We start from the raw sequence: 23,122 nt of genomic DNA, 5'->3' as shown, positions 1-23,122 counted from the left end.
TACCGTCAGACATCTCACCCGCATCGGACCGTCATCACGCGGCTTCAGGGGAGGGCCAGGACCGCGACGTTCCGGCGCGGGGCGCGGTAGGGGGGTGCCGTGCTCGGTGACCGTACGGGTGACCGAGCCGTGCCGCGCGACCGGCTGCCGTCCGCCGCCTTTGGCGAACCGGCCAGCTTTTGGCAGCTCACCCGCGTGCACAGAGAGCAATTCGCCGTGCCGTGAGTGAGTACCCCCCTTTCGAACCGGAATCAGAGCCGGGCCGCCCGGGGGAGGGCGGTCCGCCGGACGAGAGGGACACCACTCATGAGTTCCGTTCTGCGCCCGACCGCTTCGGGCCAAGATCCGTCGATTTCCGGCACATACCGTCCGATCTCCTCGCACCTGGCCATCGCGCCGCCGGTGAGCGTCGTGATTCCGGCCATGAACGAGGCGGAGAATCTGCCCTACGTCTTCAAGACCCTGCCCGAGTGGATACATGAAGTGGTGCTGGTGGACGGGAATTCCACCGACGACACCGTGCAGGTGGCCCGTCGGCTCCGGCCCGGGCTCAAGGTCGTGGAGCAGCGGGGCAGGGGCAAGGGGGACGCCCTGATCACCGGGTTCGGGGCGTGCACCGGCGACATCATCGTGATGGTCGACGCGGACGGCTCGGCCGACGGCCAGGAGATCGTCTCGTACGTCTCGGCCCTGGTCTCGGGCGCCGACTTCGCCAAGGGCTCGCGCTTCGCCAACGGCGGCGGCACCGACGACATGACCTTCGTCCGCAAACTGGGCAACTGGGCGCTGTGCACGGTCGTCAACCGCAAGTTCGGCGCCCGCTACACCGACCTCTGCTACGGCTACAACGCGTTCTGGCGGCGCTGTCTCGACGCGATCGACCTCGACTGCACGGGCTTCGAGGTGGAGACGCTGATGAACATCAGAGTGGTCAAGGCGGGGCTGAGGGTGCAGGAGATACCCAGCCACGAGTACCTCCGCATCCACGGCACCAGCAATCTGCGGGCGGTGCGCGACGGGCTGCGGGTGCTCAAGGTGATCCTGAGGGAACGCTCCAACCGCCGTGACCTGCGTCGGCGCGAGCGCCGTTCGCCGACGCCCGACGCGGTACGCCTCGACGCGGTCCCGCTCGACTCGGTCCGGGGAGAGGTGTCTTGAGCGGTCCGGGCATCTCCGTCGTGATCTGCGCGTACACCGAGGACCGCTGGGAGGACGTCCTCGCGGCGGTCGACTCGGTGCACGAGCAGTCGTACCCGGCGCTGGAGACGCTCCTCGTCGTCGACCACAACCCTGCGCTCCTGGAGCGACTGGCCGAGGAGTACGGCGCACGCGGCGAACACAGGGCGGGCAAGCGCGGGGGCCGAGGAGTGCGGGTGCTCGCCAACGCCGGGCCGCGCGGGCTGTCCGCCGGCCGCAACACGGGGATCGCGGCGTCGCGCGGGGAGGTCGTCGCCTTCCTCGACGACGACGCCGTCGCCGAACGGCACTGGCTGCGCCGCTTCGCCGAGGGGTACGCCGACCCGCGGGTGCTGGCCGTCGGCGGGCGGACGGTGCCGGTCTGGGCGTCCGGGCGGCGGCCGGTCTGGTTCCCGGAGGAGTTCGACTGGGTGGTGGGCTGCACCTACCGGGGTCTGCCGCCGGGGCGGGTCCGGGTCCGCAACGTACTGGGCGGGAACGCGTCGTTCCGGCGCACGGCGTTCGACGCGGCGGGCGGCTTCGCCACCGGCATCGGCCGGGACGGCGACCGACGGCCGCTGGGCTGCGAGGAGACGGAGCTGTGCATCCGGCTCGGCCGCGCCCGGCCGGACGCGGTCCTGCTGATCGACGACCGGGCCGTGATCCACCACCGGGTTCCCGAGGCGCGCGAGCACTTCGCGTACTTCCGCACGCGCGCGTACGCCGAGGGACTGTCCAAGGCCCTGGTGACGCGCAGCGTCGGCGCGGCCAAGGGGCTGGAGTCGGAACGCCGGTACACCACCCGGGTACTGCCCGCCGCGGTGGCCCGCGGCCTGCGGGACGCCCTGCTGGCCCGGCCGGGCGGCGCCGGGCGGGCGGGCGCGGTCGTCGCGGGCGTGCTCGCCGCGGCCGGCGGATACCTGGTGGGCAGCGTCCGGGCACGCCGGAGCGGGACCCCGTTCCCGGCGGCCCCGGTCGTACCGGTGACCGGGGGGACGGACGAGCGCGTCCAGGGGGAGGGACATGACTGAGGCACCCGTGCCGATCCTGATGTACCACTCGATCGCCACCGCGCCGAACGACGCCACCCGTGTCCTGTCGGTCGCCCCGGAGGCGTTCGCCGAGCAGATGGCGCTGATCGGCGAGCTGGGCCTGACCCCGCTCGGCACGGCCGACCTCGCGGCACGCTGGCGCTCGGACCGGCCGCTGCCCGCCCGCCCGGTCCTGATCACCTTCGACGACGGCTACGAGGGCGTGCACCGGCACGCCCTGCCGGTCCTCGCCGAGCACTCCTTCCCGGCCACGCTGTTCGTCTCCACCGGCTGGATCAAGGGCGCCCACGACACCGGAGGCGGTCCGGACACCATGCTCGACTGGCGCCAGGTACGCGAACTCGCCGCCGCCGGTGTCGAGATCGGCGGGCACAGCCACACCCACCCGCAGCTCGACCAGCTCGACGACGGGCCGCTGCGCCACGAGCTGGTCCGGTGCACGCGGATCGTCGCCGACGAACTGGGCGGCGCCCCGGTCTCGTTCGCCTATCCGTACGGCTACTCCGACCGCCGGGTGCGCCGGGCAGTGCGGGCGGCCGGGTACGCGCAGGCGCTCGCCGTCGGCAACGCGCAGGCCCGCCGCCGCCAGGGTCCGTACGCCCTGCGCCGGCTCACCGTGCGGCGCGGCACGGACGCCGAGGAGTTCGAGCGGCTGCTCCTCGGCCGCTCGATCGCCCGCGTCTTCGCCAAGGACCGTGTCCTCACCCAGGGGTACGCGCTGGTCCGCGGAGCCCGCCGGGTCCGTCGGAAGGCAAGCCGTTCCCGTGTCTGACACGACGACCGCCACCGGGGCCGCGGCGCCCGGCGGCCGGGCTGCCGAGCAGCCGGGACACCGGCCGCGGCGGCCCGGACGGGGCCGGTCCCCCGGCGGTGGCCAACTGCTGCGCAACGCCTACGCCCTGATGCTGAACACCGGCGTCTCCGCCGTCCTCGGCCTCGGCTTCTGGCTCGCGGCGGCCCGCTACTACTCCGAGTCCGCGGTGGGCCAGGGGTCCGCCGCGATCGCCGCGATGAAGCTCCTCGCGGGACTCACCGCGGTCACCCTGACCGGTGCCCTGGCCCGCTTCGTCCCGGTGTCCGGGCGGGCCACGGGACGGCTGGTCCTGCGTACGTACGCGGGCAGTTCGCTGGTGGTGGCGCCGGCCGCGGGCGTCTTCCTGATGACGCTGGACGCGTGGGGGCCGTCGTACCGGTTCCTGCACGGGCCGGTGACCGGCCTCGGCTTCGTGCTGGCCGTCGTCGCCTGGAATCTGCTCACCCTCCAGGACGGCGTGCTGACCGGGCTGCGCAGCGCGCTCTGGGTGCCGGTGGGCAACACCGTGTTCTCGGCGGTGAAGCTGGGCCTGCTGGTCGCGTTCGCCGCGGCGGTCCCGACGGCCGGGGTCTTCGTGTCCTGGGTCGCGGCGATCGCCACCTCCGTGCTGCCGCTGGGCTGGCTGGTGTTCCGCCGGCTGGTGCCCCGGCACGTGCGGGCGACGCGGGAGCGGGCACGGCCGCCGACGCCCGGGGAGATGGGCAGGTTCCTCGCCGGGGACTGCACCGGCTCGCTGTTCTCGCTCGCCGTGGTCTACCTCGTCCCGGTGATCATCGCGGCGCAGGTCAGCGCCGAGGACAACGCCTACTTCTACATCACCACCACCATCGGCGGCACCGTCAACCTGCTCGCCGTCAACATGGGCGCGTCGCTGACCGTCGAGGGCTCGCACGACCCCGCGCGGCTGGCCGCCGACGCCCGGGCCGCGCTGCGCCGGATGACCCGGATCATGCTGCCGATCTGCGGGCTGCTGTTCGTCGGGGCGCCATGGATCCTGGGCGTGTTCGGCGCGGGCTACGCGGACGCGGCGACCCCGCTGCTGCGCTGGTTCGCCGTGGGCGCCCTGCTGCGGGTCGTGATGGAGACGTACTTCGCGACGCTGCGCGCGCGGAGCCGGACCGCCGGACTCGCCTGGTTGCAGGGCCTGTTGTGCGTGCTGGTGCTCGGGCTGACGCTGCTGCTGCTCCCCCGGATGGGCCTGACCGGGGCGGGGGTCGCGGAGATCGCCAGCCTCGCGGTGATCGTGGCGATCGCCGCGCCCCGGCTGTGGCGGACGGTCCGGGCCGGGCCGGCCGCGCAGGTGCCCGCGGCGACCGGGCCGGACGGGGACCTGGCCGATCTGGAGATGCTGCCCCTCTTTCGACTTTCGAGCAGGGGGACCCCCGAGGCCGTCCGGTTCCGTGGGCGCGGGCCGGGCCGGGCGCCGGACAGCGACACCCTCGCCCCCGGCGTGCGCGTCGGCTTCGACCACCAGGAGCGCCGCCCCGACGTGCGTCCCGGTCCCGGCACTCCGCCCTCGGACGCGCCGGCGGCGGATCCGGGCCACCGGCCGGCCTGGGCCCTGCCGACCGAGCCACCTCGGCCGCGGGCCGACGCGGGCGAGCAGGCCGACGCGGGCGAGCAGGCCGACGCGGGAACGCGGACAGACTCGGGAACGGAGGCCGAGGCCGGCGCGGGGACGCGGGCCGGCGCGGGAACGCAAGCGGAGGCGGGAACGTGGGCCGACGCGGAGGCGGCACCGGTACCGGAGTACGGCCGGAACCGGGAGTGCGGCAGGGAGCCGGGCGCCGAGGCATCGCCGCTGAGGGAGGCGGCGGCCGACGCGCCGTTCGGTGCGGCCTTCGCACCGAAGGCGGTGGGCCGGACGGCAAGGGCGGACTCGGCAGGGCGGAGGGGGAGAGCCGGAGTGCCGGAGCCCGCCGGGCCCGACGAACCGGCGGAGCCCGGCGGGGAGACGGCCGCCGGGTCGCCGCCGGCTCCCGCGCGCCGGATCCTGCCGCCGACCCGCTCCGGTGTCGTCCTCGGCTGTCTGCTGGTCGCCGCGCTGCTGCTGTACTGGGTGCCGGCGGCGCGGCTCGGCGAGGCCGACCTGGACCGGATGGGCGGGCTCGGCCTGGTCTCGGTGCTGCCGCCGCCGACGCTCGTCGGGGCCGCGCTGCTGGTCACGCTGTTCGCCTCGCTGCTCCGGCTGCGCCGTGAGCACCGCGCGCTGCTGCTGGTGACGCTGCTCGCGACGGTGGTGTCGCTGCACGCCCTGCCGGCCGTCGTCGAGACCGAGCCGCGGTTCGCGACGGCCTGGCAGCATCTCGGGTTCATCGACTACATCGACCGCACCGGGTCCGCCGTACCGGACCTGGACGCGCGCTGGAGCTGGCCGGGATTCTTCGCGGTCGCCGCGTTCGTCGCCAAGGTCTGCGGGGTCACGGACTTCACCGAGATCATCCGCTGGTGGCCGACCGCCGTCCAACTCGCCTACCTGGCACCGCTGTTCCTGCTCGTGCGGTCGCTGCGGGCGAGCTGGCGGGCCAAGTGGACCGGCATCTGGATCTTCGTGCTCAGCGGCTGGATCGGCCAGGACTACTTCTCCCCGCAGGGCTTCACCTACCTCCTCTACCTCGTCTTCGTGGCGGTGCTGCTCGTCTGGTTCCGCACCCCGCGGGCCGTCCGGACCGGGTTCCGCCCCGGCGAGGCGGAGGTGGCGCCGACGAACCGGCGGCAGCGGGCGGTGCTGCTCATGGTGGTGCTCGGCCTGTACGCGGCGAGCGTGCCGGCCCACCAGCTCACCCCGTTCATGATGCTGGGCGTCCTCACCGTGCTGGTCCTGACCGGCAGATCGGACCTGCGCGGCCTGCCGCTGCTGTGCGCGGTGCTGGTCGCGGCCTGGGTCGGTCTCCTGGCCGAGCCGTACTGGTCCGGGCACTTCGACGAGCTGTTCGGCGGGGTCGGCGGGGTCGGCAGCAATGTCTCGACGTCGGTGTCCGGCCGTATCCAGGGCGGCAGTCCGAGCCACAAACCGGTGCTGTACGCGCGTGTGCTGCTGGCCGGCGGGGTACTGGCCCTGGCCTGCGTGGGCTGGTGGCGGCGGCACGCGAACAGGTACCGCGAGCGGTCGCTGCCCGTGCTGGCCCTCGTCCCGTTCCTCGGCTTCGGCATGCAGTCGTACGGCGGCGAGATGGCGCTGCGCGTCTTCCTGTTCGCGCTGCCCGGCGCGGCCCTGCTGGCCGCCCTGGCGCTGTTCCCGCGCACCGGCGCGACCGCGGCCGAACGCGCCCGCGACCGGAGGAGCCTCGCTCCGTCGGCCGCTCTCCTGGCCGGTCTGCTGCTGATGGGCGGCTTCCTGGTGGCCCGCTGGGGCAACGAGCCGTTCGAGCGGATCAGGCCGGGCGAGGTGGCGGCCATGGACTATGTGTACGCCCATGACAAGCCGACCGTGCGGCTGCTGTGGCTGAGCGACGACACGGTCGACAACGTGACGCCCGCCCTGCCATGGGGGGCCAGGGACATGGAGCGGGTCGACTACGTGCCGACGCTCGCGCCGGCCGACCCGGTGCTGGTGTCGGGGCTGGTCGAGGCGTTGCGGGAGGCGGGTCCGAACTCGTATCTGATGGTCAACCGGAGTCAGGTCACCTATCTGGAGCTGGACGCGGGCTACTCGGCGGCCTGGGAGTCCCGGCTGACCCGGCACCTGGACGACCGGCCCGAGTTGGCGAAGGTCCTGGCCAACCAGGACGTGACGCTGTACGCCATGCGGGAACGGCCCGCGGGTGCGGTGCCCGCGCCCGACCCCGGTCCGGCCGGGCCGCTGGTGACGTGGACGGCGTGGTCGGTGATCGGTGCCCTCGCGGCCGTCGCGCTCGCCGTACTGCTGACCGCGCGGGAGGCGGTCCGGGTCGCGATGTGGCCCGGCCCGCGCCGGGAACGCCTGGTGCAGAGCGGTTTCTGGTTCTCGCTGCCGCTGCTCGTGGTGTTCCTCGTCGCGCTGGTACAGCGGTTCCTGACACTGAAGTGAGGCGCGCAGCGACCGACCGGACCCGCCGGGCACCTCGGGCGCACCCGGCCCGTCCGGCACACGTGGCCCGTCCGGCCCGTCCGGCGCACGTGGCTCACCTGGCCCGCCTGGTGAGCCACTTCACCTCGTACGCCCGCAGGTCGAGCCGCGCGCCGTCGACCCGCGCGCCGACCGGCCGGGCGAGGGTGTTCACCACCAGGACCACCTTGTCGGTGGCGAGGACACGCAGGTCGGGCCGGGCGTCGGCAGCGACGGACACGGTCCGGTACGCGGTTCCCGGCGGGAACGCCCGGCCGAACCGGGAGACCAGGTCGTACATCGGAAGCCGCACGCCGCCCGCGGCGGTGCCCGTGGGCGTCCACAGACAGCCGGCGCAGGCGGTGCCCTGTTTCTTCTCCGGATTCCAGTAGAAACCGGAGTCGGCGCCGCCGTCGACCATCGCGATCATCCCGGCCGCCTGGACCGCGACCCGGTGCGCCTCGGACCAGCCCGTGCGCTCGTCGGCGGCGTCGGCCGGCTCGACGTAGTACTCCGCCCACCACAGCGGCAGGTCGTGGGTCTGCCGGCGCAACCAGTCGCCGACGGCGGTGAACTTGTCGGTGGCGGCGAACTCGTCCGGCAGCGGGTCGCCGTCGTCGGTGTAGCTGGAGCCGTCGACGACGACGAAGTCCGCGCCGGCCCGGTGGGTGTTCCAGTAGTCGAAGGCGTCGAGGACCCGCTGGTCCATGGCGCCCCAGGCGCCCCTGAGGGTCGCCGAGGCGTCCTCGCTCCGGCGCGGGTCGACGCTGTCCATCGCCAGGTAGGGGCCGCCGACCAGGATGTCCTTGTCGACTTTCTTCAGCGCCTCGTACACGAGGTTGTACATCGCCGTGTACCCCTCGTAGTCCCAGCGCCCCTCCGCGTCGTTCCAGAAGCCCTTGAACTCGTTCCAGACGACGAAGTGGGTGACGTCCGGATACCGCCTGGCGACGGTGGCGGCGAGGTCCGCGAAGTCCTGGTAGTGGTCCGGGACCGGGGCGGTCTCCAGGGCCGTCCGGCTCCAGTCCGTACGGCCGGCGCCCGCCTCGCCGCCCTTCATCCAGTCCGGCGCGCAGCACAGCGTGACGACCGGGGTGGCGCCGGACGCGCGCATGAAGTCGATACGGCGGTCGAGTGCCCCGAAGTCGTAACGCCCCGGCTCCGGCTCGGGGTTGTCGGCGCCCCAGCCCATGATGTGCTGGTTCTGCGGCAGTCCGGGGCTTGCGGCCAGCAGCTTCTCGATCCGCCCGGTGGCCGCGCCGCCCTGGTCGGCGCTGTACTGGGTGTGCGTGAACCCCCAGCCCACAGCCGGCCGCGGCCGACCGGAGGGGGCAGCGGACGTGCCGTGCGCCGCGTCGCCGTCACGGGCGGTGCCCGCGGTGCTGCCGCCGCCGTCCGGAACCGTGTTGACCAGGGTCAGCAGCAGGGCCAGGGCGGCCACGCCCGCGCCGAGCAGAACGGTGAGCCGCCACCGCCCACCCCCCGAATTCCCCCCATGATGTCCCATCAAGGACAACAGTAGTGGCGGGAAACGGGCGCGCGGCAGGTTCGGGGACACACAACTTCCGCACAGGAGGGAGGGGGTGACGGGGGCGCTCCGGGAAGCGTTCGCGCATCCGACACTCCACGCCCACCTCGGAAAGCGGGTGCGCACGGGGCCGCCGTGCCGGATCATGGCGGCATGTCCGCGAACCCGCACGACGCTCTGCCGATCCGGCTCAACGTCGACGACTCCGACTCGCCGTCCGACGTCGTCGACGCGTTGTTCCTCGGCCGCTTCGCGACGGGCGAGCAGCCGTACTCGCACGCGGTCAACATCGAGCGGGTCCGCTCCGGTGTGACCCTGCTGCCGCGGGACGCCCGGGTGCTGCGCGTCGCCCGGGACGAGGACCGCAGCGCGACGCTCGCCGAGGGCGACGGCTGGACCCTGCTGGTCTCCCGCTGGAACCGGGGCGCCGACGTCACGGTCACGGCCACCAGCGCGGAACTGGCCAAGGAAGTCCTGGACCTGGCCACGAAAGGCGCGGCGGACGAGCCCGAACCGCAGCCGGAGAACGTGACCATGGGCTTCTGGTACGTGTCCCCGAGGCGCGGCCCGCACCGCACCACCCGGCAGATCTCGGCAGGCACCTGGGAAGAGGTGCGGCCCAACTACACGGCGCCGGTGGCGGAGGCGATGGACCGCCTGATGAAGACGACCCCGGAGCACATCGCGGGCCGTCTGCTGCTGCTCCACGGCCCGCCGGGCACCGGCAAGACCTCGGCCCTGCGCACGCTGGCCCGCGCCTGGCGGGACTGGTGCCAGGTCGACTGCGTGCTGGACCCGGAGCGCCTCTTCGGCGACGTCGGCTATCTGATGGACATCGCGATCGGCGAGGAGGACGCCGCGGGCAAGGGCCGCTGGCGGCTGCTCCTGCTGGAGGACTGCGACGAGCTGATCCGCGGCGAGGCCAAGCACACGGCGGGCCAGGCGCTGTCGCGGCTGCTGAACCTGACCGACGGACTGCTGGGCCAGGGCCGCAACGTCCTCGTCGGCGTCACCACCAACGAGGACCTGGAGCGGCTGCACCCCGCCGTGGTCCGTCCCGGCCGCTGCCTGGCCCGCATCGAGGTGGGCCCGCTGACCCGCCGGGAGGCGGTGGGCTGGCTGGGCACGGAGGAGGGGATCGGCCACAACGGGGCGACCCTGGCCGAGTTGTACGCACTGCGCCGCGGCACGACACCGACCTCGGTGCCGGGCGCGCGCGACGGGGCGGACGCCGGTCTGTATCTGTGAGGGGCCACCCCGGACGGCGGCCCGTGCGGGGGCGATGACAGACGGCGGTCCGGGCCCGTGCGGGAGGTGGGGCGGACAGCGCTCGTGCGGGCCCGCGGTCGGCCCGGTGCGGGGTCGCCGTCGGTGCTTTCATAGAGATATGACCCTGTTCGTCGGGACGTCGGGATGGCAGTACCGGGACTGGCGGGGCGTTCTGTATCCGGCCGACCGGCCGGTCCGGCTGTGGCTTGAGGAGTATGCGGCGCGGTTCGCCACGGTGGAGATCAACAACGCGTTCTACCGGCTGCCGACGCGGGCGAACTTCGCGAGCTGGCGGGAGCGCGTGCCCCGGGACTTCGTGGTCGCGGTGAAGGCCAGCCGCTACCTCACGCACATCAAGCGGCTGCGCGATCCGCAGGAGCCGGTGCGGCGGCTGATGGACTGCGCGGCGGGCCTCGGCGACCGGCTCGGCCCGGTCCTGCTGCAACTTCCGCCGACCCTGCGCGCCGACCCGGACCTCCTGGACGGCTGCCTCGGGTGCTTCCCGCCCGGCGTCCGGGTGGCGGTCGAGCCGCGGCACGACTCCTGGTGGACGCCGCGGATCCGCGCGGTCCTGGAGGCCAGGGGCGCCGCGCTGTGCTGGGCCGACGTCCAGGCCCACCCGGTCACCCCGCTGTGGCGCACCACGGACTGGGGCTACCTCCGCCTCCACGAGGGCCGCGCCCGCCCCTGGCCGCGCTACGGCCGGCGTTCCCTGGAGACCTGGGCCGACCGCGTCGCCACCACCTGGTCCGGCACGGACGACGTCCACACGTACTTCAACAACGACCCCGGCGGAGCGGCGGTGGCGGACGCGACGGCCTTCGCCAGGGTGGCGGCGAAGGCGGGCCTGGCGGTGACCCGCACCCCGGATCTCGCGGCACGGCGCTGAGCGACGCGCTGTCCAGCCACGCGCCGCTGAGCCGCGTGCCGCCGGACCGCGCCCTCCTGGACCACGCGCTCCTGGACCGCTCCCTCCTGGACCACGCACTCCTGGGCGACGCGCTCCTGGGCCGCGTACGGTGCGCGACGCACCGCGAGCCACACGCCGCTGAGCCGCGGCACGCCGCCGGTCCGCCGGAAGCCGCTCATCCGTGTCCGTCGCAGCGGCGCCGACCTCGCCATTCCAGCCGCGCCGACCCCGCCGTTCGAGCGTGCTCAGTCCGTCCCGTAGGCCGCGCGCAGCGCATCGCGCACCGCCGCGAGCGCCTCCGCCTCCGTGAGCCCGAGCCGACGGGTCCGCTCGGCGTAGGTCTGCGCGGCGGTCGCGGCCTCGCGGGCCGCGGCCGGGCCGGCGGCCGCCACGAACGTCCCGTTGCGGCCCCGCGTCTCGATCACCCCGTCCGTCTCCAGCGCCCGGTACGCCTTGGCCACCGTGTTCGCCGCGAGTCCCAGCGACTCGGCCAGCCCCCGCACGGTCGGCAGCCGGTAGCCCACCGGCAGCACCCCCGCCCGCGCCTGCTCCGAGATCTGGGCCCGCACCTGCTCGAACGGAGGCACGCTGTCGTCGATGTGGATCTTCAAGGTCACCCCGCGATTCTCCCGCACCCAGCGGAAAATGGCGGGCACCAGGGCCCCCGCCCCCCGTAGCCTGCGGCGCTATGACTGTGCTCGTGCGCGATCTTCGCCCCGGTACGCGTGCGGACCTCGACGGCTTCGTCCGGGTCCGGCACCGTGCCCTCCCCTACCTGCTGTTCACTCCGGAATCCGTCGCCCACGACATCGCCCATGCCCACCCGGACGCCGGGCTGCGCCGGCTCGTCGCCGAGGAGGACGGCGAGATCATCGGCACCGCGCAGGTGAGCATCGCGTACGACAGCCCGGAACCGGGCCAGGGCTGCCTCAACGTGTACGTCGATCCGGAGCGGACCGGGCGCGGCGCCGGCGGACTGCTGACGCGTGCCGCCGAGGAACACCTGGTGGCCCTGGGCGCGCGCCGGCTGCTGAGCTGGGTGCTGGACGAGCCGGGAAACCGGGCTTTCGCGGAACGGCACGGCTACCGGGCCCTGCGCTCCGCGTACTTCCTCCGGCTGGATCTGGCGCACGCGGCGCTGCCCCCGTTGCCGGACCCGCCGCCGGGCGTCGAACTGCGCACGGCCGCGGACTTCGCCGACGACCCGCGCCCGCTGTTCGCGCTGGACGCGGAGACGATGGCGGACGAGCCGAGCGACATCGACACCGAGTTCACGGACTACGAAGCCTGGCTCGCCGAGACCTGGCGGCACCCCTTGTTCAGTCCCGAGCTGACCTCGGTCGTGCTGGTCGACGGGCGCCCCGCCGCGTTCAGCGCGGCCCGCACGGACGGCGGGCACCGCTACGGCACCGTGATGACGGGCACCGCGCGTGCCTTCCGCGGACGCGGTCTCGCCAAGTTCGCCAAGAACGACTCCCTGCACCGCGCCCGCGCCGCCGGGTTCACGGAGGCGCTCACCGGCAACGACACCGGCAACGGCCCGATGATCGCGATCAACAAGTGGTTCGGCTACCAGATCTGTGCGACGGAGGTGCGCCATGTCCGCGAACTCGGATGACGCCGAACGCCTGGTGGACGTCGTCCTCGTCAAGAGGGGCCGTACGAAGCTCCGTTACCCCGCCGAACTGCTCCAGGACGACGGGACCCGGATCGTCGTGCGTGCCCCGTTCGCGGGCGGCGCCGTCCGTGACTTCGGCTTCGTGCGCTTCGAGCCGGGCGACGTCTTCACCGAGTACTACTGGCGGGACCGCTGGTACGCGGTGATGGAGGTCCGCGACCCCGCGGGCGCCCTCAAGGGCTGGTACTGCGACATCGCCCGGCCGGCCGTGCTGACCGCCGCGGAACTGGTCGTGGAGGATCTCGACCTGGACCTGTGGCGCTCCGCGGACGGCACGGACGTACGGCGGCTGGACGAGGACGAGTTCGCCGAGAGCGGGCTGACGCGGACGGATCCGCGGGCGGCGGCCGCCGCCGTGGCCGCGCTCGACGAACTGGAGGCGCTCGCCCGCACGGAACGCTTCGCGGCGCTGCTGGCCTGAGCCGCCGCCGGACCGGGGGAGGCGACGGCACCCGGGCCGTCCGGGCCCGTGCCGTCGCGCTCCCCGCTCGCGCCTCGCCGCCGCGTACCGCCCGCCGTCACACCGTCACACCGTCGCGACCACCGCGTACCGCTCGTCGGTCACGGGTCCGCCCCACAGCACGGGGTCGTCCGACAGCGGCTCCACGCGCACCTGGGAGGCGATCGGTTCCAGGAGGGCGGTCAGCCGGCCGGCGGGTATGCCGACCGGGGAGCTGGTCCCCCACACGCCCTCGACCAGCACGAGCCGCCCTCCCCCGGTATCGAGGGCATGGCCCTGCGCGCTGCCGGAGGCACGGGAGGCGGCTCCCGGCCCGCCCCCGGGCCGCAGCAGTCCGGCCCAGTGCCGCAGCGCGCGGGCCGGCTCGGGCAGCGTCCACAGCAGGTGGCGCACCAGGACGGCGTCGAAGCGCCGCTCCCCGACCGGCGGTGCCGCCGCGTCACCCAGCAGGAACGCCACGTCGCGCCCGGCCGTCTTGGCGCGGGCCCGCTCCACCATCGCCGGGGACAGGTCGACTCCGGTGACACGGTGTCCCTGCTCGGCGGCGAGGAGCGCCAGGCTGCCGGTGCCGCAGCCGAGATCGAGCACGTCGGCGGGGTGCCCGGGCAGCCAGGCCCGGAGTCTGGCGGCCCAGGCCGCGCGCACCTCGGGGGCACGCAGCCCGTGGTCCGGCTCGTCGTCGAAGGTCGCGGCGGCGGCGTCCCAGTCGACACGTACCGCAGCCGTGCGGTCACTCTCGTCCGTCATGCCCCCAGAGTGACACCCGCCACTGACACTGCGATCGTGACAGCCGCCACTGACAGACCACCACAGATGCGGAACTCTCACCGAAAGGGTCTGCCTCCGCGGAATCGCGGATTCCGGTAGGCACCGAAGGAGGCAGCCATGCGCCGCACAACCGTGCAGAAGCCCCTGAAGAAGACGGACACCCGCAGAGTCCGCGAGGAAGCCGAGGAGCGCCCCGCGAGACGCCCGGAGGTCCGCGAGGACATCGCCCGCACCTGGTGGCCGGACGCCTGACCGGGCCGGAACCCGGTCAGTCCGGTCCCGGGTCCAGCCGCTTGCGGTAGTGGATGCGGTCGTAGGGACCTTCCACCCGCCGCTCGACCACCTCGTATCCGTACTTCGGGTAGATCCTGCGGTTCTCCGCCATCAAGGCGTTCGTGCAGAGCCTGATCTCGGTCAGCTCCAGCGCACGCGCGCGTGCGTCCACGAACCGCAGCAGCCGGCCCCCGACGCCCCTGCCGTGCGCGGCGGGGTGGACGGCGACGCTGTCGAGGAAGAGGTGGCCGGGGCGTGCCTCGACCACGACCAGGCCGATCACGGGATCGCCGGTCACGAACACCTTCCCCGCGGCCACGTCGGCCGCGTGGTCGGCCGCCATGGGCTGCGGCAGCACGCCGATGCGTGGGACGTAGGGGCGGTAGGCCGCGTCGGTCACGGCTCGCACCGCCGGTACGTCGGCGGCGCGGGCGGGACGGACGGCGTCGTCTGACATGACGCGCACGGTACCCGAGCGCTCCACCGCAACGGACCGTGCGCCCCGACCACGACCGGGCGACCGGCCGGCCCACGGACCCACCATGGCCGGACGGCCGGACGGCCGGCCGCTCGGCTCCCGCGGCCCCGTAGAGGCACCGCCGCCCGAGGTGCCGTACCGGCCCGCCACGTGCGGGCGGGCCGGTCGGCGGGCGGATCTCCGGGGCCCGGCCGGCGGCTTCGGCCGTCCGGCCCCGGGCCGGGCTCAGCTGAACGCCGACGCGCAGGTGGTGGCGGTGGCGTGCGCCGGGTCGAGCGCGCCCGCCACCTCGTGGAAGGCGATGCGGTCGAAGAGCGCGATCGCCAGGTGCTCGGAGAGGTCGAGCGGACACAGGTCCTGGAGCAGCACGTTGCGGACGTCCGGACCGCTCAGGTACTGGGTGCGCCAGGGCGTGACCACCTCGTCGTGCTTGGTGGCGATGACCGTGTAGTGGACTCCGGGGACGGTGTCGCCGCCCGCGTTGAGCTTGGTGAGGAAGTCGGATCCGACGATCTGGTCGGCGAGGCCGGGGGTGGTGGCCTTGAGCAGGCCGGCGGCGCCGGGGAAGTACGGCAGCAGGTTGGTGAGGCCGTCCAGGTCGGTGCCGTGGTTGTCGGGGGCGAGGCCGACGAGGGCGTTCACCTTGGCGGCTCCGCCGAGGAACTTGAGGTAGTAGCGGGGCATCATGCCGCCCTGCGAGTGACCGACGAGGTCGGCCTTGGCGGCGCCGGTCGCGGCGAGCACCTTGTCGACGAAGGCGGAGAGCTGCTCCGCCGAGGTGTCGATGGGGCCGAGTCCGTAGAAGACCGGGACGCCGGGCAACTGGCCGTAGTCGAGGGAGTAGACGCAGTATCCGCGGTCCTTCAGGTACGGCGCGAGGGACAGCCAGTTGTCGATGGAGTTGCCCAGGGTGCCGTGGACCAGGACGACCGGGCGGGGGTGGGCGGCGGACGGCTTGCACGAGTAGTCGTTCCAGCCTCCCGCGCCCGCGGCCTGGACACTCGCGGCCCGAGCGGTGGCGGCTTGGGCGGTGGCGGCGGGAACGGTGGCGACGGCGGTGAGCAGGAGCAGCGCGGCGAGGGGCCTGAACACGCGCTTCCAGGGCAGCATCGGGTGATCTCCTTGCGGCTCAAGGGAGGTACGACGGCCTCAGCCCTGTGATCCGGATCACGAGGATGCTGTTCACCCGTCAAGTTACGGGCGAGTAGCACCGCTGTGAAGTTACGCGTCAGCAAAAACTTCCAGCGGTAACTGCCGCCACTCCCGGCCCAACTGACGGGCCGTCACCGCAGAGCGGACCCGAAGCACCCCACCCCCACCCCGCCCCCACCCCACCGCCATCCAGGAATCATCCATGCGTTCGAATCCAGCCGGCCGACCCCGTGCGGCGGAGTTAAGGTAATCGAACGAGCGTACGATGAACGTATCGGGCATATCGTTAAAAAGGGGTGAGCGGATGGAGGTACGGCATGGCGGGGTTCGCCCATCTGCACGTCGCGTCCGGTTACTCCGTCCGCTACGGCGCCGCCCACCCCGAACAACTCGTCCGGCGCGCGGCCGAGCGCGGCCTGCCGGCGCTCGCGCTGACCGACCGGGACACGGTCACCGGTGCCGTGCGGTTCGCACAGGCATGCGCGAAGGACGGGGTCCGGCCGGTCTTCGGCGTCGACCTCGCGGTGGAGGCCGTCGCACCCCCTCCCCCGGCACAGCGCCGCCGCACCCCGGCACGCGGCGGCGCGCACGTGAGCGAGCCACCGCTGCGGTTCGTGCTGCTCGCACAGGACCGGGCGGGCTGGGCCCGGCTGTGCCGCATCACCTCGGCCGCCCACGCCGGCGCCCTCCACGGCAGGGCGCCGGTGGTGCCGTGGGAGGCGCTGCACGAGTACGGCGGCCCCGGTCTGACCGTGCTGCTCGGACCGCTCTCGGAGCCGGTGCGGGCGCTGTCGGCGGGACGGGAGGACGTCGCGCTGAAACTGCTGGCGCCCTGGAAGGAGATCTTCGGAAGGGGCGTCCGGCTGGAGATCGTCGCGCAGAAACGTTTCGGCGTCGGTCCGGGATCCCTTCGGCCGGCCGCTCGGACGCTGGCACTGGCCGACCGCACCGGGACCACCGCCGTCCTTTCCAACGCCGTCCGCTACGCCGACCCCGACCAGCACCGCCTCGCCGACGTCCTGGACGCCGCCCGGCTGCTGCGCCCGATCGACCGGCGCCGCCTGGACAGCGGGCAGCGCTGGCTCAAGGGCGAGAGGGAGATGGCGAGCGTGGCCCGGCTGGTCGCCGAGTGCGCCGGAGCGGACGTCCGGCGGGCCCGTCGGCTGCTGGCGGACACCGCCGCCACGGCGGCCGAGTGCGCCGTCGACCCGGTGACGGACCTCGGGCTCGGCACGCCCCACTTCCCGGAGCCGTCCCTGTTCGGTGCCGAGCCGGACGCGGGCGGAGCCGCGCGCCTGCTGCGCCTGCGGTGCGAAGAAGGTCTGGCCCGCCGCGGCCTCGACCGTGACCGGGCGGCGCTCGACCGGCTGGCCGAAGAACTCACCGTGATCTCCCGGCTGGACTACGACTCGTACTTCCTCGCCGTGGGCCAGGTCGTGGCCGACATCCGGGCGAAGGGCATCCGGGTCGCGGCCCGCGGCTCGGGCGCCGGATCCATGGTCTGCCACGCGCTCGGCATCGCCACGGCCAATCCGCTCGACCACCGCCTGCTGTTCGAGCGCTTCCTGAGCGTGCGCCGCAGGTCGCTGCCCGACATCGACATCGACGTGGAGTCGGCCCGGCGCCTGGAGTGCTACGACACGATCTTCGACCGGTTCGGCAAGGAACGGGTGGCGGTCACCGCCATGCCCGAGACCTACCGCGCCCGCCGCGCCCTGCGCGACACCGGGCTCGCCCTCGGCATCGCCCCCGCGGACGTCGACCGGATCGCCAAGAGCTTTCCGCACCTGCGCGCCTGCGACATCACCGGCGCCCTCGCCGAACTGCCCGAGCTGCGGCAGCTGGCGGCCGAAGCGGACCGGTACGGGCCCCTGTGGGAACTCGCCGAAGGTCTCGACTCGCTGGTCCACGGCATGGCCATGCACCCCTGCGGTGTGGTCATCAGCGACGCCACCCTCCTGGACCGGCTGCCGGTGCAGCCCACCCCGCAGGGCGACTACCCCATGGCGATGGCCGCGAAGGAGGAGATCGAGGCACTGGGCAACATCAAACTCGACGTCCTGGGCGTCCGGATGCAGTCCGCGATGGCCCACGCCGTCGCCGAGATCGAGCGGACCACCGGCAACCGCATCGACCTCGACGACCCCAAGCAGGTGCCGCTCGACGACGTCTTCGCCTTCAAGCTCATCCAGGAGAGCCAGACCCTCGGCCTGTTCCAGCTCGAATCACCCGGCCAGCAGGATCTGCTGTCCCGGCTGCAGCCGCGCGATCCGCAGGACGTCATCGCCGACATCAGCCTCTTCCGGCCCGGACCGGTCGCCGGCGGCATGCCCGAGCGCTACATCGCCGCCCGCCACGGCGGTGCGCCCGGGTACGCCCACCCGGACCTGGAGCCGGTGCTCGCCGACACCTACGGCGTGACCATCTGGCACGAGCAGATCATCGAGACGCTGCACGTGCTGACCGGCTGCGACCGGGCCCTCGCGGAGCTGGCCCGGCGCGCGCTCGGCGACAAGGACCGGCTGCCGGGGATCAGGGACTGGTTCCACCGCCTGGCAGGCGCGCGTGGCTACAGCGCGGCCGTACGGGACGAGGTGTGGAAGACCGTCGAGGCGTTCGGCGCCTACGGCTTCTGCCGCGCCCACGCGGTCGCATTCGCCGTACCCGCGCTGCAGAGCGCCTGGCTCAAGGCGCACCACCCGGCGTTCCTGCTGGCCGGCCTGCTCGAACACGACCCCGGTATGTGGCCCAAGCGCGTCCTCGTCTCCGACGCCCGCCGCCGCGGGGTGCCCGTCCTGCCCGTCGACGTCAACCGGTCCAGGGTGCGGCACACCGTGGAGAGGACCGACGGAGAACGGTGGGGCGTACGCCTCGCGCTGTCCGCGGTGCACGGCATCGGCGCGGAGGAATGCGCCCGGATCGAGGACGGGCAGCCGTACGGATCGCTGTCGGACTTCTGGCAGCGGGCCCGCCCCAGCCGGCCGACCGCCGAACGCCTCGCCGGGATCGGCGCCCTGGATCCGTTGCACGACGGCCGCCTCACCCGACGCGACCTGCTGCTCCAGATAACGGAGTTGCACCGGGCCGCCCGGACCAGGGCCGCGGGCAGCGGCCAGTTGCCCATCGACGCGAACGCCGTGGGCGGGGCGGAACCGAGCGGCCTGCCGGAGATGACCGGCCGCGAAGCCCTGAGCGCGGAGCTGGGCACCCTCGGCATCGACGTCTCCAGGCACCTGATGGAACACCACCACCGGCTGCTGCGGGAGATCGGCGCGAGTGACGCGGCCCATCTGGCCGGGCTGCGCGCCGGTCAGCAGGTGCTCGTCGCCGGGGTACGGGCCGCCACCCAGACCCCGCCGATCGCCAGCGGCAAGCGCGTCATCTTCGTCACCCTGGAGGACGGCTCCGGCCTGGTCGACCTGGCCTTCTTCGAGGACTCCCACCCGGCTTGCGCGTACACCGTCTTCCACAGCGGCCTGCTGCTGGTGCGCGGCACGGTCCAGGTCCGGGGCACCCGCCGTACCGTCGTCGGCTCCATGGCCTGGGACCTGGACGAGATCGCCACCGCCCGCCGGGACAACGGCCCCGAGGCCGCCCTCGCCCTGCTCGGCCGGAGCCGTCCGCACCCGACCCCCGCCCAGCCGCAGCGCACCCTGGCCAACGGCACCACCGGCGCCCGCCTGCACCCGTACGCCGATCTGCAACCCGCCGGCACCCGCTCCGCGGACCTGAAGAAGTTCGGCTACACCAGCCCCGGGAGCGCAGGATGACCACCCGTCAGCGGCACATCGCCCACCTCCATCTGCACGCCTCACCGACCGAGGCCCGGTACGCCGACGTGATCGAGCTGATGTCCGGCGTCACGCCCCATGTGCAGGCCGTCCCGCCGGACGCCGTCCAACTGGATCTGACGTCGGCGCTCCGCTACTTCGACAAGTCCCCCTACGCCGCCGTCCAGATGGTGATGCTCAGGCTGACGGGCCTGTACGGCATCGACAGCAGCGCCGGGCTCGCCGGCAACCGCATGCTGGCCGCCATGGCGGCCGACGCCTCCGCGCCCGGCGAGGTCACCTGGGTGCCCGCCGACCGGGCCGCCGAGTGGCTCCGCCCCCGTCCGCTCACCGCGCTGCCCGGGATCGGCCGCGCCACGGCGACCGCCCTCACCCGGTACGGCCTGCACACCATCGGCCAGCTCGCCGACCTGCCCCCGTCGACCCTGCAACGCCTTCTCGGCGCCGGCCAGGCCCGGTTGCTGGCCGAACGCGCCCGCGGCCACGACCCCCGTCCCATCGCCCCGGCCGAACCGGCGACCCGGCTGACCGCCGATCTCGTGCTCGACCGGGACTGCCTCGACCCGGCGGAGCACCACCGGTCCGTCCTCGGGCTCGCCGACCGCGTCGGCCGGCGTCTGCGCGACGAGCACCAGGTCACCGGCCGTCTCACCCTCACGGTGCGGTACGCCGACCGCAGTTCGACCACCCGCACGCGCACGCTCCCGGAGCCCACCGACCATTCGCCCGCCCTCGCCGCGGCCGCCCTGGCGCTGCTGGACTCCCTGGGCCTGCAACGCGCACGGGTCCGCGGCTACGCGCTGCGCGCCGACGGCCTGCGGCCGGCCGGCAGTGCCTACCGACAGCTCTCCCTCGATCCCGGTGACGCGCGGGCCCGCGCGGCCGAGGCCGCCGCGGACCGGGCCCGGCGGCGTTTCGGGGCGGCGGCCGCGGGTCCCGCGACGCTGGCCGGCCGCGGCCGGACGCGGCGCCCCACCCCGGCGGAGCGCTGATCCCGCCACGGCCGTCCCGCGCCCGGAGTCCGTGACATTTCGGGCAGGGCGGTCGTTCACGGGGCATGAATCCCCTGAAGAAGATCACCGCACTCGCCTCGGCCTGTGTGCTTCCGCTGCTCGCCGCGGCTCCCGCGCACGCCGAGGTCCACACCCACTGCGGGACCTACGTCTGTGTCATGACCGCCCACCACGAGCGGTTCGTGCAGGACATCACCGTCAAGACCAAGGACGGGCTGCCCGGGACGCTGCGCGCCTACTGGGGCGAGTTCCGTTCCCCCCGGGTCAACGCCGCGAGCCACCGCTGGGTGGTCAACCGCGACCAGCCGAACGCGAAACTCGTCTGCGCCGGGCTGGAACGCGACGGCCGCTCCATCGAGGACGGGGTCTGCACGACCATCTGACTCTCCCGGCGGCCCACCGCACGGGCCGCGGGCCCGGGGCCGGCCGCCGTCCGGCCGGCCCCGGGGCGGCCCATGCGAAAGTCCCGCCCCTCGCGCGCGGGGCGGGACTTCACACGTGGCTCACACGGACCGTGCTGCCACTGAGCCGATCAGCGGATCAGCCGATTTCGGTGCCGGTCGCCGAGAGCGCCTCGGTGACCGGCTGGAAGAAGGTCGTACCGCCGGAGGTGCAGTTGCCGCTGCCGCCGGAGGTCAGACCGATCGCGCTGCTCCCGGAGAACAGCGAGCCTCCGCTGTCACCGGGTTCGGCGCACACATCGGTCTGGATGAGACCGGTGACCGTGCCCTCCTGGTAGTTCACGGTGGCGTTCAGACCGGTCACCGTGCCGTCGTGCACCTGCGTGGTCGAACCGCTGCGGGACACGTTCATCCCCACGGTGGCCTCGGCCGCGCCGGTGATCTCCTGGGCGGACCCGTCGTAGAGGTCGACCTCGCTCGGGTGGTCGACGTCCGCGGTGTACTTCACCAGGCCGTAGTCATTGCCCGGGAAGCTGGACTGTTCGTTCTCGCCGATCACGGTGCCGGAGGAGTCCGACCACGTGGAGATGGCCTCGGTGCAGTGCCCGGCGGTCAGGAAGTACGGCTGTCCGCCCTTGACCACGTTGAAGCCGAGCGAGCAGCGCCCGCCCGAGCCGGTGATGGCGTCTCCACCCGCGACGAAGGGCTTGAACTCCCCCTTCGAGCGCTGGAGTTCGGTGGTCGCGCCGAGCCCTTCGACCACCTTGGCGAGCTTCGCCAGCGCGGTCTTCGAGACGGTCCGGTCGGCGGTGACGACGACCTTGTCGCCGATCGGGTCCACCGCCCACGAGGTGCCGGGGATGGCCGCTTCCCGCCGCAGGGCCGAGCGGGCGCCGTCGAGTTCGGCGAGGGAGTTGGCGACGATTCTGGCCTTGGCGCCGGCCGCCTCGACGGTCCGGGCCGCACTCTCGTCGAGCACGTTGACGACGAGATGCTTCGCCCGGGCGTCATAGTAGGAGCCCGCGGCGTCGCCGCCGAGGTCGGATACGAGCGTGGAGGCGAGCTTTCCGGCCGCAGGAACCGACAGGATCCGGGGTGCGGAAGTCTCCGTCGGCTCACTGGCGTTCGCAGTCTGGAAGGTGACACCCGCCGTGACCAGCGCGGCGATTCCCGCGCCCGTCACGGCGATCCGCCGCCTGGGTATGCGTCGGTGCTTCAACTCACGTCCTCCTGTGGGGGGATGGCCCGGAAGGTTGTGGGGACCTCTTGGGCCGGAAGGCTGGTTGATGGGCGCCTACTATTCCGATGACCGTGGGGAGCACACAAGGTCGACTTCAGGACGCGCATACGACGCTCTCGCACGCCCCTGTACGTTGACCGCGTACAGTCACCGCAGGAGATTCGCGCTGCAAACACTGCGAGCGAGCGAATGTTAGGCGGACAGTGACTTTCAGGACTGTCCGGAATTCGACCCTCCGGGCGCCGGAGGCAGTTGCTGCGCCTTCTCCAGGAACCGCAGCAGCTCCACCGGGAAGGGCAGCACCAGGGTGGAGTTCTTCTCGGCGGCCACCGCCACCACCGTCTGCAAAAGCCGCAGTTGGAGCGCGGCGGGCGTGTCGGCCATCTGCTGGGCGGCCTCCGCGAGCTTCTTCGACGCCTGCAACTCGGCGTCGGCGTTGATGACCCGGGCCCGCCGCTCGCGGTCCGCCTCGGCCTGCCGCGCCATGGACCGCTTCATGGTCTCGGGCAGCGACACGTCCTTGATCTCCACCCGGTCGATGCTGACGCCCCACTCCACGGCCGGGCTGTCGATCATCAGCTCAAGGCCCCGGTTGAGCTGTTCCCGGCGGGAGAGCAGGTCGTCCAGCTCGCTCCTGCCGATGATGGACCGCAGGGAGGTCTGCGCCATCTGCGAGACCGCGAACCGGTAGTCCTCGACCCGGACGACCGCGTCGGCCGGCGAGGTCACCTGGAAAGAGACGACGGCGTCCACCCGTACGGTCACGTTGTCGCGGGTGATGCCCTCCTGGGCGGGCACGGGCATCGTCACGATCTGCATGTTCACCTTGCGCAGCCTGTCCACGAACGGGACGACCATGGTGAATCCCGGTCCGCGGACCTCGGGACGGAGCCGGCCGAGCCGGAACACCACCCCGCGCTCGTACTGCTTCACGACCCGCGCCGCCGCCGCGTCACGTACACCGCCGCGGCGGACACGACAGCCGCCCCCGCCGCCACCAGCTCCTCGACCATGCCCCTCCCGGGGGTCCGAAGTGGGGGTGTCCGGGAGAGCGCCCCCGTCCCTCGAAGGTAACTCCGGCGGGCAGCCAAG

The 23,122-nt window shown here is 73.4% G+C and carries 18 protein-coding genes and 1 pseudogene; 12 read left to right on the top strand and 7 right to left on the bottom strand.

What is annotated here, in order from left to right; all coding sequences use genetic code 11:
* Positions 1 to 306: 306 nt before the first annotated feature.
* Genes ACFY2B_RS15445 through ACFY2B_RS15430 form a run of 4 tightly spaced genes read left to right on the top strand, consistent with a single transcriptional unit; the run spans position 307 to position 7,051 of the window.
* Positions 307 to 1,158: a glycosyltransferase family 2 protein gene (locus ACFY2B_RS15445; RefSeq protein ID WP_390763631.1), complete on the top strand. Its 852-nt coding sequence runs from the start codon at positions 307 to 309 to the stop codon at positions 1,156 to 1,158.
* A complete protein-coding gene (locus ACFY2B_RS15440) occupies positions 1,155 to 2,207 on the top strand; it encodes a glycosyltransferase family 2 protein (RefSeq protein WP_390763630.1) in 1,053 nt (350 codons plus the stop codon). Before ACFY2B_RS15445 ends, ACFY2B_RS15440 begins: the two co-directional genes overlap by 4 nt.
* On the top strand, positions 2,200 to 3,000 hold the full coding sequence (locus ACFY2B_RS15435) for a polysaccharide deacetylase family protein (protein WP_390763629.1): 801 nt from the start codon (positions 2,200 to 2,202) through the stop codon (positions 2,998 to 3,000). Before ACFY2B_RS15440 ends, ACFY2B_RS15435 begins: the two co-directional genes overlap by 8 nt.
* Complete coding sequence (locus ACFY2B_RS15430) at positions 2,993 to 7,051, top strand: lipopolysaccharide biosynthesis protein (protein WP_390763628.1); 4,059 nt, start codon at positions 2,993 to 2,995, stop codon at positions 7,049 to 7,051. Before ACFY2B_RS15435 ends, ACFY2B_RS15430 begins: the two co-directional genes overlap by 8 nt.
* A gap of 94 nt (positions 7,052 to 7,145) precedes the next feature.
* On the opposite strand, the gene ACFY2B_RS15425 is transcribed toward ACFY2B_RS15430, so the two are convergent.
* Positions 7,146 to 8,576 (bottom strand): xylan 1,4-beta-xylosidase, encoded by a 1,431-nt coding sequence (locus ACFY2B_RS15425; protein ID WP_390763627.1) that lies wholly within the window; start codon positions 8,574 to 8,576, stop codon positions 7,146 to 7,148.
* 174 nt (positions 8,577 to 8,750) lie between these two features.
* Here ACFY2B_RS15425 and ACFY2B_RS15420 point away from each other — a divergent pair, with 174 nt between their 5' ends.
* A complete protein-coding gene (locus ACFY2B_RS15420) occupies positions 8,751 to 9,845 on the top strand; it encodes a DUF5925 domain-containing protein (RefSeq protein ID WP_390763626.1) in 1,095 nt (364 codons plus the stop codon).
* A gap of 139 nt (positions 9,846 to 9,984) precedes the next feature.
* Positions 9,985 to 10,755, top strand: a complete 771-nt coding sequence (locus ACFY2B_RS15415) for a DUF72 domain-containing protein (RefSeq protein WP_390763625.1) — start codon at positions 9,985 to 9,987, stop codon at positions 10,753 to 10,755.
* Between the two features lie 266 nt (positions 10,756 to 11,021).
* Here ACFY2B_RS15415 and ACFY2B_RS15410 read toward each other — a convergent pair whose 3' ends face one another.
* Positions 11,022 to 11,393, bottom strand: a complete 372-nt coding sequence (locus tag ACFY2B_RS15410) for a GntR family transcriptional regulator (RefSeq protein ID WP_390763624.1) — start codon at positions 11,391 to 11,393, stop codon at positions 11,022 to 11,024.
* Between the two features lie 71 nt (positions 11,394 to 11,464).
* Between ACFY2B_RS15410 and ACFY2B_RS15405 the strand changes: the two genes are divergently transcribed.
* Complete coding sequence (locus ACFY2B_RS15405; protein ID WP_390763623.1) at positions 11,465 to 12,394, top strand: GNAT family N-acetyltransferase; 930 nt, start codon at positions 11,465 to 11,467, stop codon at positions 12,392 to 12,394.
* Entirely contained in the window at positions 12,375 to 12,875 is a 501-nt protein-coding gene (locus ACFY2B_RS15400) for a DUF402 domain-containing protein (RefSeq protein WP_390763622.1), read from the top strand. Before ACFY2B_RS15405 ends, ACFY2B_RS15400 begins: the two co-directional genes overlap by 20 nt.
* A gap of 105 nt (positions 12,876 to 12,980) precedes the next feature.
* On the opposite strand, the gene ACFY2B_RS15395 is transcribed toward ACFY2B_RS15400, so the two are convergent.
* Positions 12,981 to 13,661 (bottom strand): class I SAM-dependent methyltransferase, encoded by a 681-nt coding sequence (locus tag ACFY2B_RS15395; protein WP_390763621.1) that lies wholly within the window; start codon positions 13,659 to 13,661, stop codon positions 12,981 to 12,983.
* 138 nt (positions 13,662 to 13,799) lie between these two features.
* Here ACFY2B_RS15395 and ACFY2B_RS15390 point away from each other — a divergent pair, with 138 nt between their 5' ends.
* The gene (locus ACFY2B_RS15390; RefSeq protein ID WP_390763620.1) at positions 13,800 to 13,934 is read left to right on the top strand and encodes a hypothetical protein; all 135 of its coding nucleotides are present in this window, start codon (positions 13,800 to 13,802) and stop codon (positions 13,932 to 13,934) included.
* 16 nt (positions 13,935 to 13,950) lie between these two features.
* Here the strand turns inward: ACFY2B_RS15390 and ACFY2B_RS15385 are convergent, their stop codons facing one another.
* Positions 13,951 to 14,412, bottom strand: a complete 462-nt coding sequence (locus tag ACFY2B_RS15385) for a GNAT family N-acetyltransferase (RefSeq protein WP_390763619.1) — start codon at positions 14,410 to 14,412, stop codon at positions 13,951 to 13,953.
* A gap of 246 nt (positions 14,413 to 14,658) precedes the next feature.
* Positions 14,659 to 15,543, bottom strand: coding sequence for an esterase/lipase family protein (locus tag ACFY2B_RS15380; RefSeq protein WP_390763618.1), 885 nt, complete (start codon positions 15,541 to 15,543; stop codon positions 14,659 to 14,661).
* 359 nt (positions 15,544 to 15,902) lie between these two features.
* Here ACFY2B_RS15380 and ACFY2B_RS15375 point away from each other — a divergent pair, with 359 nt between their 5' ends.
* The 3 genes from ACFY2B_RS15375 (at position 15,903) to ACFY2B_RS15365 (ending at position 20,772) form a co-directional block, all read left to right on the top strand.
* Positions 15,903 to 19,355, top strand: a complete 3,453-nt coding sequence (locus tag ACFY2B_RS15375; RefSeq protein ID WP_390763617.1) for a DNA polymerase III subunit alpha — start codon at positions 15,903 to 15,905, stop codon at positions 19,353 to 19,355.
* On the top strand, positions 19,352 to 20,368 hold the full coding sequence (locus ACFY2B_RS15370; RefSeq protein ID WP_390763616.1) for an ImpB/MucB/SamB family protein: 1,017 nt from the start codon (positions 19,352 to 19,354) through the stop codon (positions 20,366 to 20,368). The genes ACFY2B_RS15375 and ACFY2B_RS15370 overlap by 4 nt, the downstream gene beginning before the upstream one ends.
* Before the next feature lie 65 nt (positions 20,369 to 20,433).
* Positions 20,434 to 20,772 (top strand): hypothetical protein, encoded by a 339-nt coding sequence (locus ACFY2B_RS15365; protein ID WP_390763615.1) that lies wholly within the window; start codon positions 20,434 to 20,436, stop codon positions 20,770 to 20,772.
* A gap of 157 nt (positions 20,773 to 20,929) precedes the next feature.
* Here ACFY2B_RS15365 and ACFY2B_RS15360 read toward each other — a convergent pair whose 3' ends face one another.
* Both ACFY2B_RS15360 and ACFY2B_RS15355 read right to left on the bottom strand, forming a co-directional pair.
* The gene (locus ACFY2B_RS15360) at positions 20,930 to 22,009 is read right to left on the bottom strand and encodes a S1 family peptidase (protein WP_390763614.1); all 1,080 of its coding nucleotides are present in this window, start codon (positions 22,007 to 22,009) and stop codon (positions 20,930 to 20,932) included.
* A 231-nt stretch (positions 22,010 to 22,240) separates the two neighbouring features.
* Positions 22,241 to 23,043 (bottom strand): annotated as a pseudogene (locus ACFY2B_RS15355) (SPFH domain-containing protein).
* Between the last annotated feature and the right edge of the window lie 79 nt (positions 23,044 to 23,122).

This window comes from Streptomyces sp. NPDC001270 (assembly GCF_042896695.1).
Taxonomy (GTDB): domain Bacteria; phylum Actinomycetota; class Actinomycetes; order Streptomycetales; family Streptomycetaceae; genus Streptomyces.
The sequence above is the reverse complement of the archived record's forward strand: the minus strand, read 5'-3'. Positions and strand labels throughout refer to the sequence as shown.